Raw genomic sequence first — 15,465 nt, 5'->3', positions numbered from 1 at the left:
GTAATATAGAGCACAATCAACATTAAAGATGGAAATAACCAGTCTATAATAAAAGTATGGGGCGACGGATTATGAAAAAAAGCATAAAAATGATAAAAATAATAGGTTATTTTGTATTTTTCTATTGGCTGTGTCTGTTTTCGTCATCCAGTTTTTACGGAAATTTTAATCTTTATACAACCATAAAAAGTGAAGATGGTGAGTACTATGCCAATATATATAAACATCTACCCACTTCACCAATTTCAATTGTAGAAATATTAGGTGGTAATAAATACTTCGTCGTTTTATATAATAAAAAGGGAGAAGAACTATGGAGATGCTCTTATTTTGAATATCTTAGTGAAGACACGATAATATATCAAGAAATTTTTTTCCCTAATAAAATGGGAAATAATTTTCTATTTTTTACAAATCATGGTATAGAAGGACAAGATTTTTCAAAAACCATACGTAATCATAAATTAGTACCAATCAAGTAATTTAAACCGGGTTAGCAAAATTTTTGGATGCAGGATAGGATTAAGTCCATTTAACTCAAAAATCAAACGAGATAAAATATTAAATAATAAAAGCTCCTTTTTTTGATTGCATATTTCATATCATAACAAATGACAAGAATTTATTTTATACGATAAATATTTATAGTAAGTTGGAGGTTATTCAGTTTGGCTGTTTCCTGAATAGATATCGATGTCGGATTTAAATCTTCTGGGCGTAATGAAAAATATTTAGCTTTTTAGAAAAAGTGATGGTTATGATGATATTAATATCAATATCAAATTAAACAAAACCATAGGAAATAAAATGAAACATAATATCCATATATTTTTTAAAAATATACTACGCAAAAATGCTGTATTTATAAAAATTATATTAGTGCTAATTATGGTGATGTGGTGGTGGTTTTTCTCGTCCTCCAGTTTTTATGGTGATTTTAATCTGTACGGTACAGTAGAAGGAGTGGATGGTGAGTATTACATAAATATGTATGAGCATCTGCCAACAACCCCGCTAGCAGTCTATGAATTGATAAAGGGGGATCGGTATTTTTATGTTTTATATAACAAACAAGGTAAGAAAATATGGCGTTCACCTCATTATGCTTATTTATATGATGATGTAAATTCTTTGTTTATTCCTACTAAAGACAGTAAATTATTAAGATATTCAGAAGAGGACTGGAGTGACGCTGATATAGATAATAAAATCAAGGAAGTATACGGTGATATAGAACATAATCAGCATTAAAGATGAAAATAACCAGTCTATAATAAAAGTATGGGGCGACGGATTATGAAAAAAAGCATAAAATGGATAAAAATGATAGGTTATTTTGCATTTTTCTATTGGCTGTGTCTGTTTTCGTCATCCAGTTTTTACGGAAATTTTAATCTTTATACAACCATAAAAAGTGAAGATGGTGAGTACTATGCCAATATATACAAACATCTGCCCACTTCACCAATTTCAATTATGCAAATATTAGGCGGTAATAAATACTTCGTCGTTTTATACAATAAAAAGGGAGAAGAACTATGGAGATGCTCTTATTTTGAATATCTTAGTAAAGAGGCGATATTATATCAAGAAATTTTTTTTCCTAATAAAACAGGAAATTATTTTCTATTTTTTACAGATCATGGTTTAGAAGGACACGATTTTTCTACAACCATACGTAATCATAAAGTAGTACTAATCAAGTAATTTAAATCGGGTTAGTAAAATTCTTGGATAATTATTTATTTTTGTTTCACTTATAAAAAATCATGTTAGCTTAAGAAGTTTCTTAAATGTAGGGCAGTAAATATAAACTCTGGTTTAACTGATATAGAGGATATACAAGTATCAATAAAGCAATACCAGATGAATCAATCATTAAAATACCGATGAAACCAATTTGTAGATTGTGAAGTTAGATATATTCATTTTGATATCGCTGATATAACAAATAGCAGCAACTAAGACATGGCATTAACCACAAATTCTATAAAAATATTGTGTTTTGACGGCCGTTGCCTGTCGGCTGTATAAAGCAGATGTACTTCTTTTGCCGGTGGTAAAAAATCTTGTAATATGGGGAGTAATTTATTTTGTCTGATGGCATCGCTAAGCATGGATTCGGGCAACATAGTAATACCCAGTCCTTCAATTGCGGCTTTTGCTAATACCAGAGTCTCATTGCTTTGTAATGAACCTGATATAGAAACATTAACTTTTTTTCCATTTATCATAAATGGCCAAAGGTAATCATTTTTATTTGGATTCATATACTGATAAATAAGACAATTGTGCTTCTCTAAATCCTTTGGTACAGACGGAACACCATGCTGAGCCAGATAACTGGGAGAAGCAGCAAAAGTGAGTTGATAGGGTTTTAATTTTCGCGCAATTAAACCTGAATCAGCTAACTGGCCAATACGAAACACAATATCAAAATTGTCCTGAACCAAATCTACATAGCGATCACTTAATTGAATATCAACTTCTACTTTGGGATAGCGTTTCATAAAATCGCTGATTACCGGTATTAAATTGTAATAACCATAGCTTACGGGAGCACTAATTCTTAAATTGCCTTTTGGCTCTTCACTGAATTGTTGTGCAAGTACTTTAGTTGCCTGGATTTCCGCTAAAATAGATAAGCATTTCGGGTAATATTGTTTGCCGAATTCAGTCAGATTTTGTGATCGTGTGGTTCGGTTAAGCAGTTTTAATCCTAAATAATTTTCTAAAAATGCTATGTATTTAGCAATCATTTGCGGTGATGTATTTAATGAAACGGACGCTGCGGCAAAAGAACCGGTTTTTACGGTCAGAATGAATGCTTGCATACATCGGAATAAATTCATATTGCCAACTCTCAGTTGTTAATCAATCAATTTTATTTGTATTTATTGCCTTTTAATTTGTACTGATAATACAGCGCTCTATTTAGAAAAGGAAATATTACGATGAAAAAGATTGGCATTATCGGAGCAGGATTTATCGGTCAGGCCTGGGCAAAGCTATTTATGCAGGCAGGCTATCAAGTGATGGTGAGTAATTCTAGAGGGAAAAATACATTGTTCAGTGTGGCTAGCAGCATAGGCTGTGAAATTGGAAGCCAGGAAGAAGCTATTGAGTTTGCAGAAATTATTCTGATTGCTATTCCATTTAATAATTATCTGCAACTACCTGCTGAATCAATGAGTAATAAAATAATATTAGATACCATGAACTATTATCCTGATCGCGACGGGCACTGGCCGCAATTAGATAAGCGTGAAATCACAACCAGTGAATTGGTTGCTCAGCATTTTTCGAAATCTAAAGTGGTTAAAGTTTTTAATGCGATTCTGGCAAGAGATGTTATTAAAGATGCCAGACCAAACGATAAATTAAACAGAAGAGCCATTCCAGTGGCAGGCAATGATTTAACTGCTAAACAAACTATATTTAAAATATTGGATCAGGTCGGTTATGATTTTGTTGATGCCGGCCTGCTGTCTGATAGCTGGCGATTTGAGCGGGCTAAACCTGCTTATTGTGTTCCGTTAAATATCCGGCAATTACAAGAAGCACTGGAGCAAGCTCAAAGAAATATTGATTTACCTGAAAATTCATGGAAATAAAAAAGTGAATGTTACTAAGATATAAACAGGCTTCATTATTTTTCTATCCTGATTGAATTTGGTAATTAAACAAATTAAAAAGCCCGTAATCATCGGGCTTTTTATGAGTTATATAAATTCAGAAATAGTATCCGGTTAGCTTTTTTTGCCATCAGCCAGTAATCTGTTCTATGGTTAAAATTCATTAAATCAGAAATTATTCGGTTTGCAATATTTTAATTAGTATTAACCAGAATAAAAACGCAGACTGCCACACAGGCAGTCTGCACAGGTTGTTCGCTGTTTTATATGGTTTAGTTAACCTGATATTTCGCCAGTGCCGCACGAATTTGCGGTAAGGCTGCTCTGGCAGCCTGTTCACCCAGCCGGATAGCCTGAGTTTTCTGGTCAAAACCGCCTACTGTACCCAGTTTCTGTACCTGAGGACGGATTACGACCTGAGCTTTGCTCAGTTCGCTGTTCAGGGCTGATGCGCTCATGATATTCAGGCTCTGGTCAAGATAAGAAAAAAATCCCTGACTGGTCAGACGTGCCGGTTTAGCAGATATATCTACCGCGATAACTACATTGGCACCCAGCTGTTTGGCTGCTGTGACCGGTACCGGAGCAACCAGACCGCCATCGACAAAACTTTTATTGCCGATTACTGTGGGCTGAAAAACATTGGGGATACTGGCCGATGCGCGTACTGCCTGTCCGGCATTACCACTGTTGAAAACAGCCATGCGGCCGGTACCGAATTCAGTAGCCACTGCGCCGAAACGGATAGGAAACTGCTGAATCGGTTTATTGCGAACTTTGTTGTTGATGTAATCCTGCAGTTTTTGTCCTTTGATAAAGCCGGATGTAGACAGTACCGGATCAACTAAATCGGTTTTATTCAGTATTTCAGCCTCAAGCTCCAGCCTGTCCGGGCTCATACCGGAAGCATACATGCTGCCAACCAGTGCACCGGCACTGGTACCGGTAACAACCCTTACCGGAATATGGTTTTCCTGTAAGACTTTAATTACCCCTATATGCGCAAAGCCTTTAGAAACTCCGCCACCAAGTGCCAGCCCGATAACAGCGCGAGGTTTGGCCGGAGCAGGAGGGGTAACCGGTGTGGTGTTTTTGCAGGCAGTGATGGTAACGAATGTAGTAATAATAAGTATGCTATTACGCAATAATGCCGAGAATTTCATATTATATTAATAATGTTCGGATTCTATGTTGTAGATGAGGGATAAAATTGTACTGGTGCTGTATTGTCGGGCAGTACCTGTTTTTTAACACCGTGTCCGTACACCAGCTCAAGTGTAACATTTTGAATATCATTGCTCTGCCATGCATTAGCCAGAATACGAACTGCATCAATTTCACTGTTAAATTGCAGACTTTGCCATAGTCCGGCTGTGCGCATGTCATCAATAAAGCGCTCTGCATTGGTGTATTGCAGAGTCAGCATATCCATGTCTGTTACCGGATCATAAAAACCGTGCTGAAACAACATGTCCCCAAGATCGTGCATATCGATCAGATTCGGTGTTTTCACTACTATACCCTCTGTACGCCAAAGTGTCATGACTTCTTTCAGGGTATCCGGACCAAAGTGGCTGAAAAAAAGTAAACCATCCGGTTTTAAAGCTCCGGCCCAGTTTCTGATAACAGCCACGGGATCATTCTGGTGAATCAGACCAAGGTTACTCCAGACCATATCAGCAGACTGGTTGCCGGGAAGCTGGTCGGAAACGATTTGTGCAGGCAGATTGCTGTGGAGTTTTTGCCACCAGTTTTGTTTGGCTTTGCGAATAATCTGTGCTGCCTGTAAATAAGCCTCGCGACTGTCATACTCCTGAAAATGCGCATGCGGATAACGCATGCTGAGCAAACGGTAACTTTCATCACCGTCTGCTGCTGCCAGGATAATCTGTTCCGGCGGTTGTTTCAGAATACACAGACGTTCATCCAGCGTAGCGGCCAGATGTGCATGGAGAAACCAGTCTGGCTTGTGTGGCAGAGTTGTCATGTGTGTCGCTCCCAAAATTGGCACAGTGCACGGGCAAATTGATCAGGATGGCTTAAAAACGGTGTATGTGCAGCCTGTGGCAGGAGGCACCATTCGCTTTGCGGCAGCCGCTGATGAATGTATTCACCCATACGTGGCGGAGTAATGGCATCGCGATCACCATAAACCAGTAATACCGGACAGTTTATGCTAGAGAGTAAAGGGCGTAAATCAGCCTGTTCTAACGCATGCAAAGCCGCGTTAAGAGCAGCAGGCGGTCCATACTGACAGATAGCCGGTATCAGGCTGTTAACACTGGCTTGTGCTGAAGTGTCTGCATACAGCATCTGTAATTGTAGAAACTGCTGCATGTATTTGGGATAATCTTCACGAAATTTATCAGCCATGATATTGAGGCTGGTACGTTTCAGCCCTTGCGGATAATCGCTGCCGGCCAGCAGTCTGACCAGACTGGCAGTCAGACACAGTGTGGCTACTTTCTCCGGATAGCGGGCGGCCAGAGTCAGTGCCACCATCCCGCCCAGTGACCAGCCAAGCAGATGTGCAGGAGCCGTAAGCTGTGCGGCCAGCTGGTCTGCAATACTGTCTATACTGAAATTACCGTTAAACGGTGCACAGCCATGCCCGGGCAGGTCTGGGGTATACCAGTTTTGTTGCCATGGGGTTGGCAGATATGCCTGTAAAGGGTCGAATATATGGTGGTTAGCGCCCCAGCCATGTATCAATAACGTTTGCGAAGGTGTGATCATGAGTATAACTTCATTGCTTACTTCATTCTGGCACGCCTGCATCGGCGCACCGCACTGTTTATTATGCCACGATTGTGCGGATGTCTCAGGTTTGTGCCGGTCATGCAGGCAGGATATGGCTGCTTTGCGGCGTTCTGATACTGATATCTGTCTGCGTTGCCGTGCCGGCGGGCTGACAGCCGGAGTGTGTGAACAGTGCGGCCAGAAATGGCCTTTTACAACTTTATATGCCAGTTACCGTTATGCCGCACCATTACAGCAAATGCTGCGTGCATTTAAGCATCAGCGGCAGCTTACTTTACTGGATACGCTGGCAGCACTGATGCTGGCACAGCCGCCGCAGTGGCTGGAGAAGGTAAAAATAGATGCTGTACTGGCTATGCCGCTGAGCCGCCGGCGCCTGTTTGAGCGTGGTTTCAATCAGAGCCAGTTACTGGCTGCAATCGTTGCCAGACACTATACCTTGCCGATAGTGACACCAGACTGGATAGAGCGTTGTCACCGACCACCGCAATCAACTTTAAAAAAATCAGCACGTTTGCATAATGTGCGCGGTGTATTTCGCCTTAATAGCGCAGTTAAAAAACGTAACTTGTTGTTAATAGATGATGTTGTGACCACCGGCGCAACAATTTTCGAATTGGCTCAGACCCTTAAGAAATCAGGTGTTGCGCAGGTTTATGTCTGGACACTCGCACATCCGGAATGAAAAAATCTTTGACAGACTGAAGTCTGTTTGGCATAGTGTCGCCCAGTTAAATAACTGATTCAATTGTTAACTGCGTTACAACCATGGCGATTTTGCCGGTTAGTAAGCAATTTTCAGAACCCGCCAGTGTGCTGTTTTAATCACCGCCGGTGTTTGTTCTTGCCAATTGAGGCACCAGCCTCTTCTGCCACATTTTAAAAGTGGCCGCCACTGTTTTTTGCTGCCTTAGTAGAAATTCAGTCTTTACCGGACTATGTATTGTTTACCCGCAAATGGTAATTGCGTGTCTGGTTTTTGCGTCTTTTACTCAAAGAAACGGAAATACGGTTTGATCAGAATTAAATTGTTATTTATTAGTGTTGCCATGATACTTGGATTGAGTGCGGCATATGCCGGACCATCAGGTAATTTGTCTGCACCAGTTTATCATCCCAAAAAATCAGTATCTAATCTTACAGTAGTACCCGCAGAGCATCTGCATAAAACAGCTAATCTTAGCTATCAGGTAGCGGGCAAACGTTATTATCCGCTACAAAAAGTGGCCAGTTTCAGTCAGGTAGGTAAAGCTTCCTACTATGGCAAAAATTTTCATGGCCGTAAAACTTCATCAGGCGAGCGCTTTGACAGCCAGATGCTGACAGCCGCCCATCCGACTTTACCTATCCCCAGTTATGCACGGGTAACCAACCTGTCCAATGGAAAGACAGTGGTTGTACGTATTAATGATCGCGGTCCCTTTCATGCTAACCGGGTAATGGATGTATCCTATGCTGCCGCACAGCAGTTAGGTTTTGTACGTGCCGGTACTGCTCAGGTACGGGTAGAGCAGATTCTGCCCGGAGAGCGTCTGCAACCGGCAGGTACCAGTGGTAATATTTACGTGGATCTGCAGAAATTTGACAGTAAGGAGCAGGCTCAGAAATATCTGAAAACCACTTCACGTCATTTACAGAGTGCAGGAAGCGAACAGCAGGCTAAGCTTGTGAAAGTTCAAAACAGCTATGTTGTCCGCATGGGTCCGTTTAAACAGCAGCAGCGTGCCGATGAGGCAAAAAAATCAATGCTGACTGTATTGTAAAATTGCTCAAGCTCAGAAAAAAGCCCGTGATATGATGCACGGGCTTTTATATATCTGGCTGTTGGGAAGGGAATATCATGATTAGCCGTTTACGCGGAATCATATTGGAAAAAAATCCGCCGGTAGTGGTACTGGATGTTCATGGCGTAGGCTATGAAGCTCAGGTTTCCATGCAAACCTTTTATACTTTACCGGCCGCAGGTGAAGAAACTGCACTGTATACTCAGCTGGTCGTGCGTGAAGATGCTCATCTGCTATTTGGTTTCGGCTCCCGCGAAGAACGGGAAACATTCCGTGCATTAGTAAAGGTAAGCGGTATCGGAGCCAAAAGTGCTCTGGGTATTTTATCCGCACTGACCAGTGAGGAGCTGGCTGCCGCTATTGCTACTGAAGATATTAAACGCCTGACAGCTGCACCAGGCATCGGTAAAAAAACCGCCGAACGCATGGTATTGGAATTGCGTGGCAAACTTGCCGCCGTCAGTGATGATGCTACCGGTTTGTTTACACAGAATACAGCCGGCAATAACGAAGATATTATTAATACATTACTTGCTTTAGGCTATACCGATAAAGAAGCCCGTACTGCCTGTAAAAATATACCGGCAGGTACAGACGTCAGTGAAGGTGTACGGCTGGCTTTAAAAAACATGCTATAAATTAATTTGCTTTATAATCATATACGCCACCACGGGAATTTGTATGGCATCTAAATTGATTTTGCTGGATCAGGATGGTGTTCTGGCCGACTTTGAGCAGGGAGTAAGACAACTATGGCAGCAAACCTATCAGCAACCGCTGCCTCTGAAAGAACGCAGACATTTTTACCTGCGTGATGATATGGCTCCCGAATTTCACCGGCAACTGGCGCAAATTTATAGCAGTAAAGGTTTTTTTGCTTCATTACCGCCTATGCAGCATGGTATTTCAGCAGCTAAGCGCCTGCTGGAAGCCGGCCATGATGTGCGTATTTGTACCTCACCTATACAGGATTATCACTATTGTGTATCCGAAAAATTTGACTGGGTGTGCCAGCATCTGGGTGAAGACTGGATGCAGCGCATAATTCTGGCCAAAGATAAAACCTGGGTACGCGGCGATATTCTGATTGATGATAAACCTCAGATAAGCGGCAGTCTGGTGCCGCAATGGCAACACTGGATTTATGATCAGCCCTATAATCGGCATCAGACTGAATTGTATCGGATAAACTGGGAACAACCGGAAACATGGTCTGAATTACTAAATAATTAAGTTCGGTGACCGAACTATATAAAACAGAGAGGCTGGAAACTACAATGCAAACGATTTTTTTAACATCTTATATTGCTGGAACCGGTCAAAAGCTAGCCGATTTTATGCAGAACAATAAAATTAATAGCAAGCGTGTTCTGTTTATCCCTACAGCCGGTAATGTTGAAGGCTACACAAAATATATAGATGAAGGTAAATCAGTATTAACACAGCTTGGATTGAAACTTGATTTACTGGATATTGCCACAGCGGATATCCGCCAGTGTCATACAGCTTTTTCGGCAGCAGAAATCATTTGCATAACCGGCGGTAATACATTTTATTTATTGCAGGAACTGAAAAGAAAAAATCTTGACCGGCTGCTTGCTCAAAGAATTGCTGAAGGCTGCGTTTATATTGGGGAATCTGCCGGTGCAATTATTCTGGCAGCAGACATAGAATATAATAAAATAATGGATGACAGCGGCCTGGCTCCAGAACTGAACAATTATACAGGTTTAAATTGCATCAATTTTTATCCTCTGCCGCATTATATTGATGAACCTTTTGTCCAGTCAGCCCAGCAAACCTATGCAGAATATAGTAAACGTTTGAATTTAGTAACTTTTAATAACTCTCAGGCTATTGTTGTTATTAATCATAATTATGTGGTGGTGTAAATTCAGAGCTGTCAATACGCAGCCAACCCAGTTTGTTCTGTCTGATTTTTAGCCTGTACAGAAGTACTTTAAGGCAAAACTATCTGAATAAAATAAATAATAGTATCGCAGCACATTATCAAATAAACCTCTGTAAGCTACAATAGCACAATTATTCCAATGCCAAAGATCGGTTGTGATTCAGCTTTGGCCTTATATCGTATTCAGGAAAGCCCATGTTTGGATTTTTTAAACGAAAAAAAAATACTGAGCCAGTTGCTGAGCAGCCCGTACCGGCCCCTCACCAGCAGGAAAACTCAGAACAATTACAGAATATAGCTGATGATTCTGTTCAGACTGAAGTAATACCGCAGCCTGAACCGGCTATCAGTGATCCTGTTGCAGAAAAACCTGAGCAGGCCGACACCGCTCCCGTTCAACCACAGGCCGAAACGGAACAAGATATTATTGTACCCACAGCAGTAGATGAACCGGCAGCCATTGCTGTAACAGACGATACTGCCTCACCAGTTCAGACACCTGTCGCTAGTGAAAATACAGTTGTGATAGCTGCTGAGCCGGCTATAGTGAGTGAGCAGACAGAAAAACCGGCTAAACTGAGCTGGACTGCACGACTAAAACAGGGGCTGAGCAAATCCCGCAATCAAATGGCCAAATCTCTGGCTTCTGTATTTGGCGGCGGTAAAATCGACGAAGATTTGTATGAAGAACTGGAAACCGTATTGCTTACCAGTGATATGGGAATTGAAGCCACAGAAAAACTGCTGGCACAGGTGCGTCAGCGGGTTACCCTGAAAGGGCTGAAAAACGGAGATGAGCTGCGCAGTGCTCTGAAAGAAGCCCTGTATGAATTACTGTTGCCACTGGATCAGCCACTGATTTTACCGGATGATAAAAAGCCCTTTGTGATTATGATGGCCGGTGTGAACGGTGCCGGTAAAACTACCAGTATTGGTAAACTGGCGAAATATTTTCAAAGTCAGGGTAAAAGCGTGCTGCTGGCTGCCGGCGATACCTTTCGTGCAGCAGCCCGCGAACAATTGCAGCAATGGGGTGAGCGCAATAATGTCACCGTGATTGCTCAGGCTTCCGGCGATTCAGCAGCAGTCTGTTATGATGCTCTGGAGGCGGCCAAAGCACGCGGTATTGATGTGGTACTGGCAGACACTGCCGGTCGCCTGCCTACTCAGCTGCATCTGATGGAAGAAATCAAAAAAGTAAAACGCGTCCTGCAAAAATCCTTGCCTGACGCCCCGCATGAAGTCATGCTGGTACTGGATGCCAATGTAGGACAGAATGCCATCAATCAGGTTGTAGCCTTTGATGATGCGCTCGGATTAACTGGTCTGATTGTTTCCAAACTGGATGGTACAGCCAAAGGCGGTATTCTCGCGGCACTGGCAGCCAAGCGACCGGTTCCGGTACGCTTTATCGGCGTGGGTGAAGGTATTGATGATTTACGCCCGTTTGATGCCCGAGCATTTGTAGATGCATTAATTGAGGATGAATAATAAAATGTCAGATAAAAGCCGGCTATAAAAATGAATAGACGGCTTTTCACTGTTTCAGTATAAACTGATGTTTTCGAGAAAGTATAATTATAGAAATAGCAGCCGGAACATTGAGCAGAATGCATCAAAAATACTATAAGACTCAATTAGTCTTACCATACAAATTTATTGATAGTAAAATAAATTAATAAAGAAGCTAATTATTAAAGTGGAGATACAAATGGCCGAAAATGAAACTAGATTAAACAGCAACTTATTCAAACAACATCAGAAGTTTGGTTTCGATATCATGGAGTATCTGGCTGATTTTTTTGAAAAAGCGGAGTTAGAAGAAGTTGATGAGGAGGCCGTAGACAGTGTAGATGGTTGTTATCAGCAACTAACTTTTCCTGATCAGTCTTCTATTCGTTATACTTCCTGGAATAATGGACAGCCGTTTTACGTTATTTTATTTAACTCACGCGGTGATTATATTTTAGAGTTGGACTTAACCAGACTGGTTTGTATTGAAGACAGATTTACCTGGTATCTGGCCAAGCCGGTTAATCCTGAGTCAAGAGAAGTGTTAGCAGCACATCTGGACTTGGTACAGATTCCTTCTGATTATAGAGCATGGGTAATTAATCAGAAAAAAATGTTGAAACAAGGTGAAAAGGTTAATAAAGAAGGTTTTTTACTGGTAAAAGATAGTAACTGGAAAGAATTAGTAGAAAAACTGGCTGCTCTTATTCAGGTATATCCAAAAAATACGTGATTGGCGGATAGGTAATCAGGGTAGATAATCTAAATTATTTATTATTGGTAGGTATACAATTACACTGGCTTAATAAACGCAGAAGATTTTTTCTGATTAGTCTGGAATCTTCCTGTAAATTGATGGTAGAAAATCTGATTGTGTGGTTTTGAATAATGACATGTTCATTTATGTTCTCATCAATAGCCGGATACAGTAACATCCCGGTTGCATGACAAGATGGGGCATCAGTAGTGTTTTCCTGACTTCTCAGGTAGGCATAAAGCTGATAAATATGTGCACTTTTAAACTTTTTGCTATTATTAGAACCTGATTGCCGAACAATAGAGGTACATTTTGTATCGATAATCATACGATGCTGGCAGGCTGAGTGTTCAATAATTAAATCTGTTCGCATTTGGGGCAGAAATTTATTTATATTGTTACTTGCAGACTTCTGCTGCCAGAATAACTTTTCACCGGAACTGATTTTCCATCTGCTGGCTGGCAGATTAACCCGGGCAAAGCCTATTGTAGCCTCTTCAAATAATTGCCGTAACCAAGTATCAGTTTTATTAATTTGTTCGGCCGATTGCACGCCGGCCTGTTCTGTAGGAATAGCCAGCTTAAAAATAAGACGGCATAAGGTGAGTAAATATCTATCTTGTGTGCCGGCCCGATCAAAATAGTCGGCTCTGAAATCATAGTGAGTTGACTGGCCTATTTTCAGTGTATTAAAGTGGCTGATAATTTTCTGACATCGGATTTTTAATTTTTCATCCTCTATCAGAGGCAATAAAGTGTGAGCGGCTGCATGAATATAGCGGTTTTTTGGTGTATCAATAGTTAAAACCTCAAACTGACATTGTATTCTGCCCTTTTCCAGTAAATGCTGTCGTACTGTAGCAAGAATATCTATTTTTCCTCTGACACGATTCAGTATTTGCGTCTGTTGTGTATATCCGCAGGATAATGATCGCATGAGTTTTTCGGTAGCCTTACAATACAATTCGGCAGCCAGCTTAATCAGATCTTCAGGATTATTTTCCAATTGAACTCGTTGCTGTTTACCCAAAGTCTGGTATAAATCAGAAGCATAAAGTAACAGTAACCAAATATTTTTAATCGGTATCTTGGCTACTGTAGTACTGGTTTCCTGTTTATTAGACATATATATATTTTTTAGTTAGTTGTTTTGCAATAATAATATTTTCTCAGCTTTCTCAAATTGATTGGGTTTATCAAACCAGTATTCTTTCAATAAAGGCATAATTTCAGTTTTTACGATAGTAGTAAACCATTTATCAGCTTGATCATCTTTTATGCTTTGACTGGTGGTCAGGTAGCTGTGTCCAATGGTAAATGCAGGACCAAGTGTTTGGTCATCGCTAATTTTTTTATTCAGTTTAATCATACAATTTTGCCATTTCTGTAATTTTTCCTCTGAAATTCCTGATTTGTCTTTCATATATTCCAGCCACTCATCATCAAAATTTGGTTTTAGATCAAAAAATGCAAAGCGGCGCCGCAATGCAAAGTCAACCATAGCCAGAGAGCGGTCAGCGATATTCATGGTGCCAATGACATACAGATTATCCGGAATATAAAAGCCTTTTTCATTTCCATAGGTTAGCTCCAATGCTTCCTGAGGATTACGTTTACTGGCTTCGAGCAGTGTTAACATTTCTCCAAAAATCTGTGCCGGATTTCCGCGATTGATTTCTTCAATAACAATCACATAGTTTGCGTCAGGATCATTTTTTGCCTGATTGGCTATATTAAGAAAAGGGCCGTCAACTAATTCAAGTTTGCCGTCGCTGGAAGGGCGATAGCCTCGGATGAAATCCTCATAGGATGTATTCGGATGAAACTGGATTGCTTTAATATTGTCAGAATTACGATAGCCAACGATTACACTGGCCAATCGTTTTGCCAGCCAGGTTTTACCGGTACCGGGCGGTCCTTGTAAAATTATATTTTTCTTTTCTTTTAATTTTGTCTGAATACTTTCCAATTCATCTTTGCTGATGAAACAGCCTTCTGCTATTAAACTATTGATAGTATAAGGTGTTTTAACTGTATTTGGCCCAATTTCTTCCTGAATATTGTTATTGGTTTTATTTTTAATATCACTATTATAATTTATTAATTTATATTTACCCCTACCAAAAAAATCTAGAATCTTTTTATCGCGTAAGTCCTGCATTACTCGGCTAATAGTTTGACTTATTGTATTATTGTTTGGATATTGGTTTTTCAGTAGTTGTTCATAATGCAACATAAACTGTTTTCGAGTAAAAATATTGCTTTTATTGTTATGACATAGTTCATAAATTAAATTTAGTACAGTTTGATACCATCCGGCATTAGTAAGCTGTTGCTGATTTTGATTATTCTTCATATCCGGCTCATAATTTGTATTATTAAAACATTCCTGCCAATAAGGCATCTGACAAAACTGATCGATATCCTGAGGCTGATCATTAAAGGTGAAATTAATCAATTGCTCCGATTGCCAGTTAGTATCTTTATTTACCGGCCAGATGGTTTTCAGACTGGTATAAAAATACCATTTTTTTTCAGGAGTAGATCTTTGCCAGCTGACTTTCAGAGATTTACCATCATCCGGATTTTCAATAACAGTACCGATGGCTTTAATTTGTGTTACCGGTACAGGATAGCCTTTGTTTTCGAAAGGCAGATCAGATATCTGAGGAGAGACGGATTTGATTGCTACCTGATCGCCGGCAGCTATCAAATGAATTTGTTCAATATCCTTCTTATTATTGCCAGCGTATATCCATTTATTATTACGAATAAAAATATCACTCCGGTTATTATTTGCCTCTAAAAACCAGTAGTTTTGCTTTGTATTATTCATTTTCCCCATCTTTGTAAATGATTACCGGTTGCTGATGAAGCATAGCACAGCAATTAAATTAATTAATATTAACTTTAAAATGACATTAAATATGATAAATGTTAATCATAATAAAGTTTAAATACAAATTTTTTTGAAAATAACATTTATAGACAATAACAAACAGCCGCCGATAAAATAATTAGCTGTGATATACGCAGATGCCGGTAAGTTAACTTTTAATCTGAATGGTTATTATATTTTAGTTCAAGAAATTGCCATAAAAAACG

At 40.0% G+C, this 15,465-nt stretch carries 17 protein-coding genes; 11 read left to right on the top strand and 6 right to left on the bottom strand.

What is annotated here, in order from left to right; all coding sequences use genetic code 11:
* The first annotated feature begins 71 nt into the window (after positions 1–71).
* The 3 genes from H3V11_RS04275 to H3V11_RS04265 all read left to right on the top strand — a co-directional run bounded on the left by H3V11_RS04275 (position 72) and on the right by H3V11_RS04265 (position 1,707).
* Positions 72–482, top strand: a complete 411-nt coding sequence (locus tag H3V11_RS04275) for a DUF6201 family protein (RefSeq protein WP_084554476.1) — start codon at positions 72–74, stop codon at positions 480–482.
* Between the two features lie 325 nt (positions 483–807).
* Complete coding sequence (locus tag H3V11_RS04270) at positions 808–1,251, top strand: DUF6201 family protein (protein WP_255516509.1); 444 nt, start codon at positions 808–810, stop codon at positions 1,249–1,251.
* A 45-nt stretch (positions 1,252–1,296) separates the two neighbouring features.
* On the top strand, positions 1,297–1,707 hold the full coding sequence (locus H3V11_RS04265; protein ID WP_198223661.1) for a DUF6201 family protein: 411 nt from the start codon (positions 1,297–1,299) through the stop codon (positions 1,705–1,707).
* Between the two features lie 254 nt (positions 1,708–1,961).
* Here the strand turns inward: H3V11_RS04265 and H3V11_RS04260 are convergent, their stop codons facing one another.
* Positions 1,962–2,834, bottom strand: coding sequence for a LysR family transcriptional regulator (locus H3V11_RS04260; RefSeq protein ID WP_198223660.1), 873 nt, complete (start codon positions 2,832–2,834; stop codon positions 1,962–1,964).
* A 120-nt stretch (positions 2,835–2,954) separates the two neighbouring features.
* On the opposite strand from H3V11_RS04260, the gene H3V11_RS04255 reads away from it, so the two are divergent.
* Positions 2,955–3,614, top strand: a complete 660-nt coding sequence (locus H3V11_RS04255) for an NADPH-dependent F420 reductase (RefSeq protein WP_198218819.1) — start codon at positions 2,955–2,957, stop codon at positions 3,612–3,614.
* 293 nt (positions 3,615–3,907) lie between these two features.
* Here H3V11_RS04255 and H3V11_RS04250 read toward each other — a convergent pair whose 3' ends face one another.
* Genes H3V11_RS04250 through bioH form a run of 3 tightly spaced genes read right to left on the bottom strand, consistent with a single transcriptional unit; the run spans position 3,908 to position 6,371 of the window.
* Positions 3,908–4,798, bottom strand: coding sequence for a patatin-like phospholipase family protein (locus tag H3V11_RS04250; RefSeq protein WP_078475239.1), 891 nt, complete (start codon positions 4,796–4,798; stop codon positions 3,908–3,910).
* A gap of 23 nt (positions 4,799–4,821) precedes the next feature.
* A complete protein-coding gene (locus H3V11_RS04245) occupies positions 4,822–5,622 on the bottom strand; it encodes a methyltransferase domain-containing protein (protein ID WP_198223659.1) in 801 nt (266 codons plus the stop codon).
* Positions 5,619–6,371: a pimeloyl-ACP methyl ester esterase BioH gene (gene bioH / locus H3V11_RS04240; protein ID WP_198223658.1), complete on the bottom strand. Its 753-nt coding sequence runs from the start codon at positions 6,369–6,371 to the stop codon at positions 5,619–5,621. Before bioH ends, H3V11_RS04245 begins: the two co-directional genes overlap by 4 nt.
* Here bioH and H3V11_RS11825 point away from each other — a divergent pair.
* The 7 genes from H3V11_RS11825 to H3V11_RS04205 all read left to right on the top strand — a co-directional run bounded on the left by H3V11_RS11825 (position 6,370) and on the right by H3V11_RS04205 (position 12,336).
* Complete coding sequence (locus H3V11_RS11825; RefSeq protein ID WP_232335743.1) at positions 6,370–7,080, top strand: ComF family protein; 711 nt, start codon at positions 6,370–6,372, stop codon at positions 7,078–7,080. The genes bioH and H3V11_RS11825 overlap by 2 nt on opposite strands.
* A 328-nt stretch (positions 7,081–7,408) precedes the next feature.
* Positions 7,409–8,158, top strand: coding sequence for a septal ring lytic transglycosylase RlpA family protein (locus tag H3V11_RS04230; protein ID WP_279029077.1), 750 nt, complete (start codon positions 7,409–7,411; stop codon positions 8,156–8,158).
* A gap of 77 nt (positions 8,159–8,235) precedes the next feature.
* The gene (gene ruvA, locus H3V11_RS04225; protein WP_198223657.1) at positions 8,236–8,817 is read left to right on the top strand and encodes a Holliday junction branch migration protein RuvA; all 582 of its coding nucleotides are present in this window, start codon (positions 8,236–8,238) and stop codon (positions 8,815–8,817) included.
* A gap of 43 nt (positions 8,818–8,860) precedes the next feature.
* Entirely contained in the window at positions 8,861–9,412 is a 552-nt protein-coding gene (locus H3V11_RS04220; protein ID WP_037392063.1) for a 5'-3'-deoxyribonucleotidase, read from the top strand.
* 44 nt (positions 9,413–9,456) lie between these two features.
* On the top strand, positions 9,457–10,071 hold the full coding sequence (locus H3V11_RS04215; RefSeq protein ID WP_198223656.1) for a Type 1 glutamine amidotransferase-like domain-containing protein: 615 nt from the start codon (positions 9,457–9,459) through the stop codon (positions 10,069–10,071).
* A 215-nt stretch (positions 10,072–10,286) separates the two neighbouring features.
* On the top strand, positions 10,287–11,582 hold the full coding sequence (gene ftsY / locus H3V11_RS04210) for a signal recognition particle-docking protein FtsY (protein WP_084585719.1): 1,296 nt from the start codon (positions 10,287–10,289) through the stop codon (positions 11,580–11,582).
* 220 nt (positions 11,583–11,802) lie between these two features.
* Positions 11,803–12,336 (top strand): hypothetical protein, encoded by a 534-nt coding sequence (locus H3V11_RS04205; RefSeq protein ID WP_084585720.1) that lies wholly within the window; start codon positions 11,803–11,805, stop codon positions 12,334–12,336.
* Between the two features lie 34 nt (positions 12,337–12,370).
* Here H3V11_RS04205 and H3V11_RS04200 read toward each other — a convergent pair whose 3' ends face one another.
* Together H3V11_RS04200 and H3V11_RS04195 are read right to left on the bottom strand one after the other, a co-directional pair.
* Complete coding sequence (locus H3V11_RS04200; RefSeq protein ID WP_198223655.1) at positions 12,371–13,486, bottom strand: hypothetical protein; 1,116 nt, start codon at positions 13,484–13,486, stop codon at positions 12,371–12,373.
* A gap of 15 nt (positions 13,487–13,501) precedes the next feature.
* Positions 13,502–15,196, bottom strand: a complete 1,695-nt coding sequence (locus H3V11_RS04195) for an AAA family ATPase (RefSeq protein ID WP_198223654.1) — start codon at positions 15,194–15,196, stop codon at positions 13,502–13,504.
* Positions 15,197–15,465: the final 269 nt, after the last annotated feature.

Source organism: Snodgrassella sp. W8158, from assembly GCF_016100435.1.
Lineage (GTDB): Bacteria > Pseudomonadota > Gammaproteobacteria > Burkholderiales > Neisseriaceae > Snodgrassella > Snodgrassella alvi.
Note: the sequence above shows the minus strand (reverse complement) of the source record. Positions and strands in the feature narration are given on the sequence as shown.

Excerpts from the sequence above, each read along its gene's own strand:
- H3V11_RS04215 (WP_198223656.1), top strand. The coding sequence starts at position 9,457 with ATGCAAACGATTTTTTTAACATCTTATATTGCTGGAACCGGTCAAAAG.
- H3V11_RS04275 (WP_084554476.1), top strand. The coding sequence starts at position 72 with ATGAAAAAAAGCATAAAAATGATAAAAATAATAGGTTATTTTGTATTT.
- H3V11_RS04195 (WP_198223654.1), bottom strand. The coding sequence starts at position 15,196 with ATGAATAATACAAAGCAAAACTACTGGTTTTTAGAGGCAAATAATAAC.
- H3V11_RS04250 (WP_078475239.1), bottom strand. The coding sequence starts at position 4,798 with ATGAAATTCTCGGCATTATTGCGTAATAGCATACTTATTATTACTACA.
- H3V11_RS04220 (WP_037392063.1), top strand. The coding sequence starts at position 8,861 with ATGGCATCTAAATTGATTTTGCTGGATCAGGATGGTGTTCTGGCCGAC.
- H3V11_RS04260 (WP_198223660.1), bottom strand. The coding sequence starts at position 2,834 with ATGCAAGCATTCATTCTGACCGTAAAAACCGGTTCTTTTGCCGCAGCG.
- H3V11_RS04265 (WP_198223661.1), top strand. The coding sequence starts at position 1,297 with ATGAAAAAAAGCATAAAATGGATAAAAATGATAGGTTATTTTGCATTT.
- H3V11_RS11825 (WP_232335743.1), top strand. The coding sequence starts at position 6,370 with ATGAGTATAACTTCATTGCTTACTTCATTCTGGCACGCCTGCATCGGC.
- ruvA (WP_198223657.1), top strand. The coding sequence starts at position 8,236 with ATGATTAGCCGTTTACGCGGAATCATATTGGAAAAAAATCCGCCGGTA.
- H3V11_RS04270 (WP_255516509.1), top strand. The coding sequence starts at position 808 with ATGAAACATAATATCCATATATTTTTTAAAAATATACTACGCAAAAAT.
- H3V11_RS04200 (WP_198223655.1), bottom strand. The coding sequence starts at position 13,486 with ATGTCTAATAAACAGGAAACCAGTACTACAGTAGCCAAGATACCGATT.
- H3V11_RS04255 (WP_198218819.1), top strand. The coding sequence starts at position 2,955 with ATGAAAAAGATTGGCATTATCGGAGCAGGATTTATCGGTCAGGCCTGG.
- ftsY (WP_084585719.1), top strand. The coding sequence starts at position 10,287 with ATGTTTGGATTTTTTAAACGAAAAAAAAATACTGAGCCAGTTGCTGAG.
- H3V11_RS04205 (WP_084585720.1), top strand. The coding sequence starts at position 11,803 with ATGGCCGAAAATGAAACTAGATTAAACAGCAACTTATTCAAACAACAT.
- bioH (WP_198223658.1), bottom strand. The coding sequence starts at position 6,371 with ATGATCACACCTTCGCAAACGTTATTGATACATGGCTGGGGCGCTAAC.
- H3V11_RS04245 (WP_198223659.1), bottom strand. The coding sequence starts at position 5,622 with ATGACAACTCTGCCACACAAGCCAGACTGGTTTCTCCATGCACATCTG.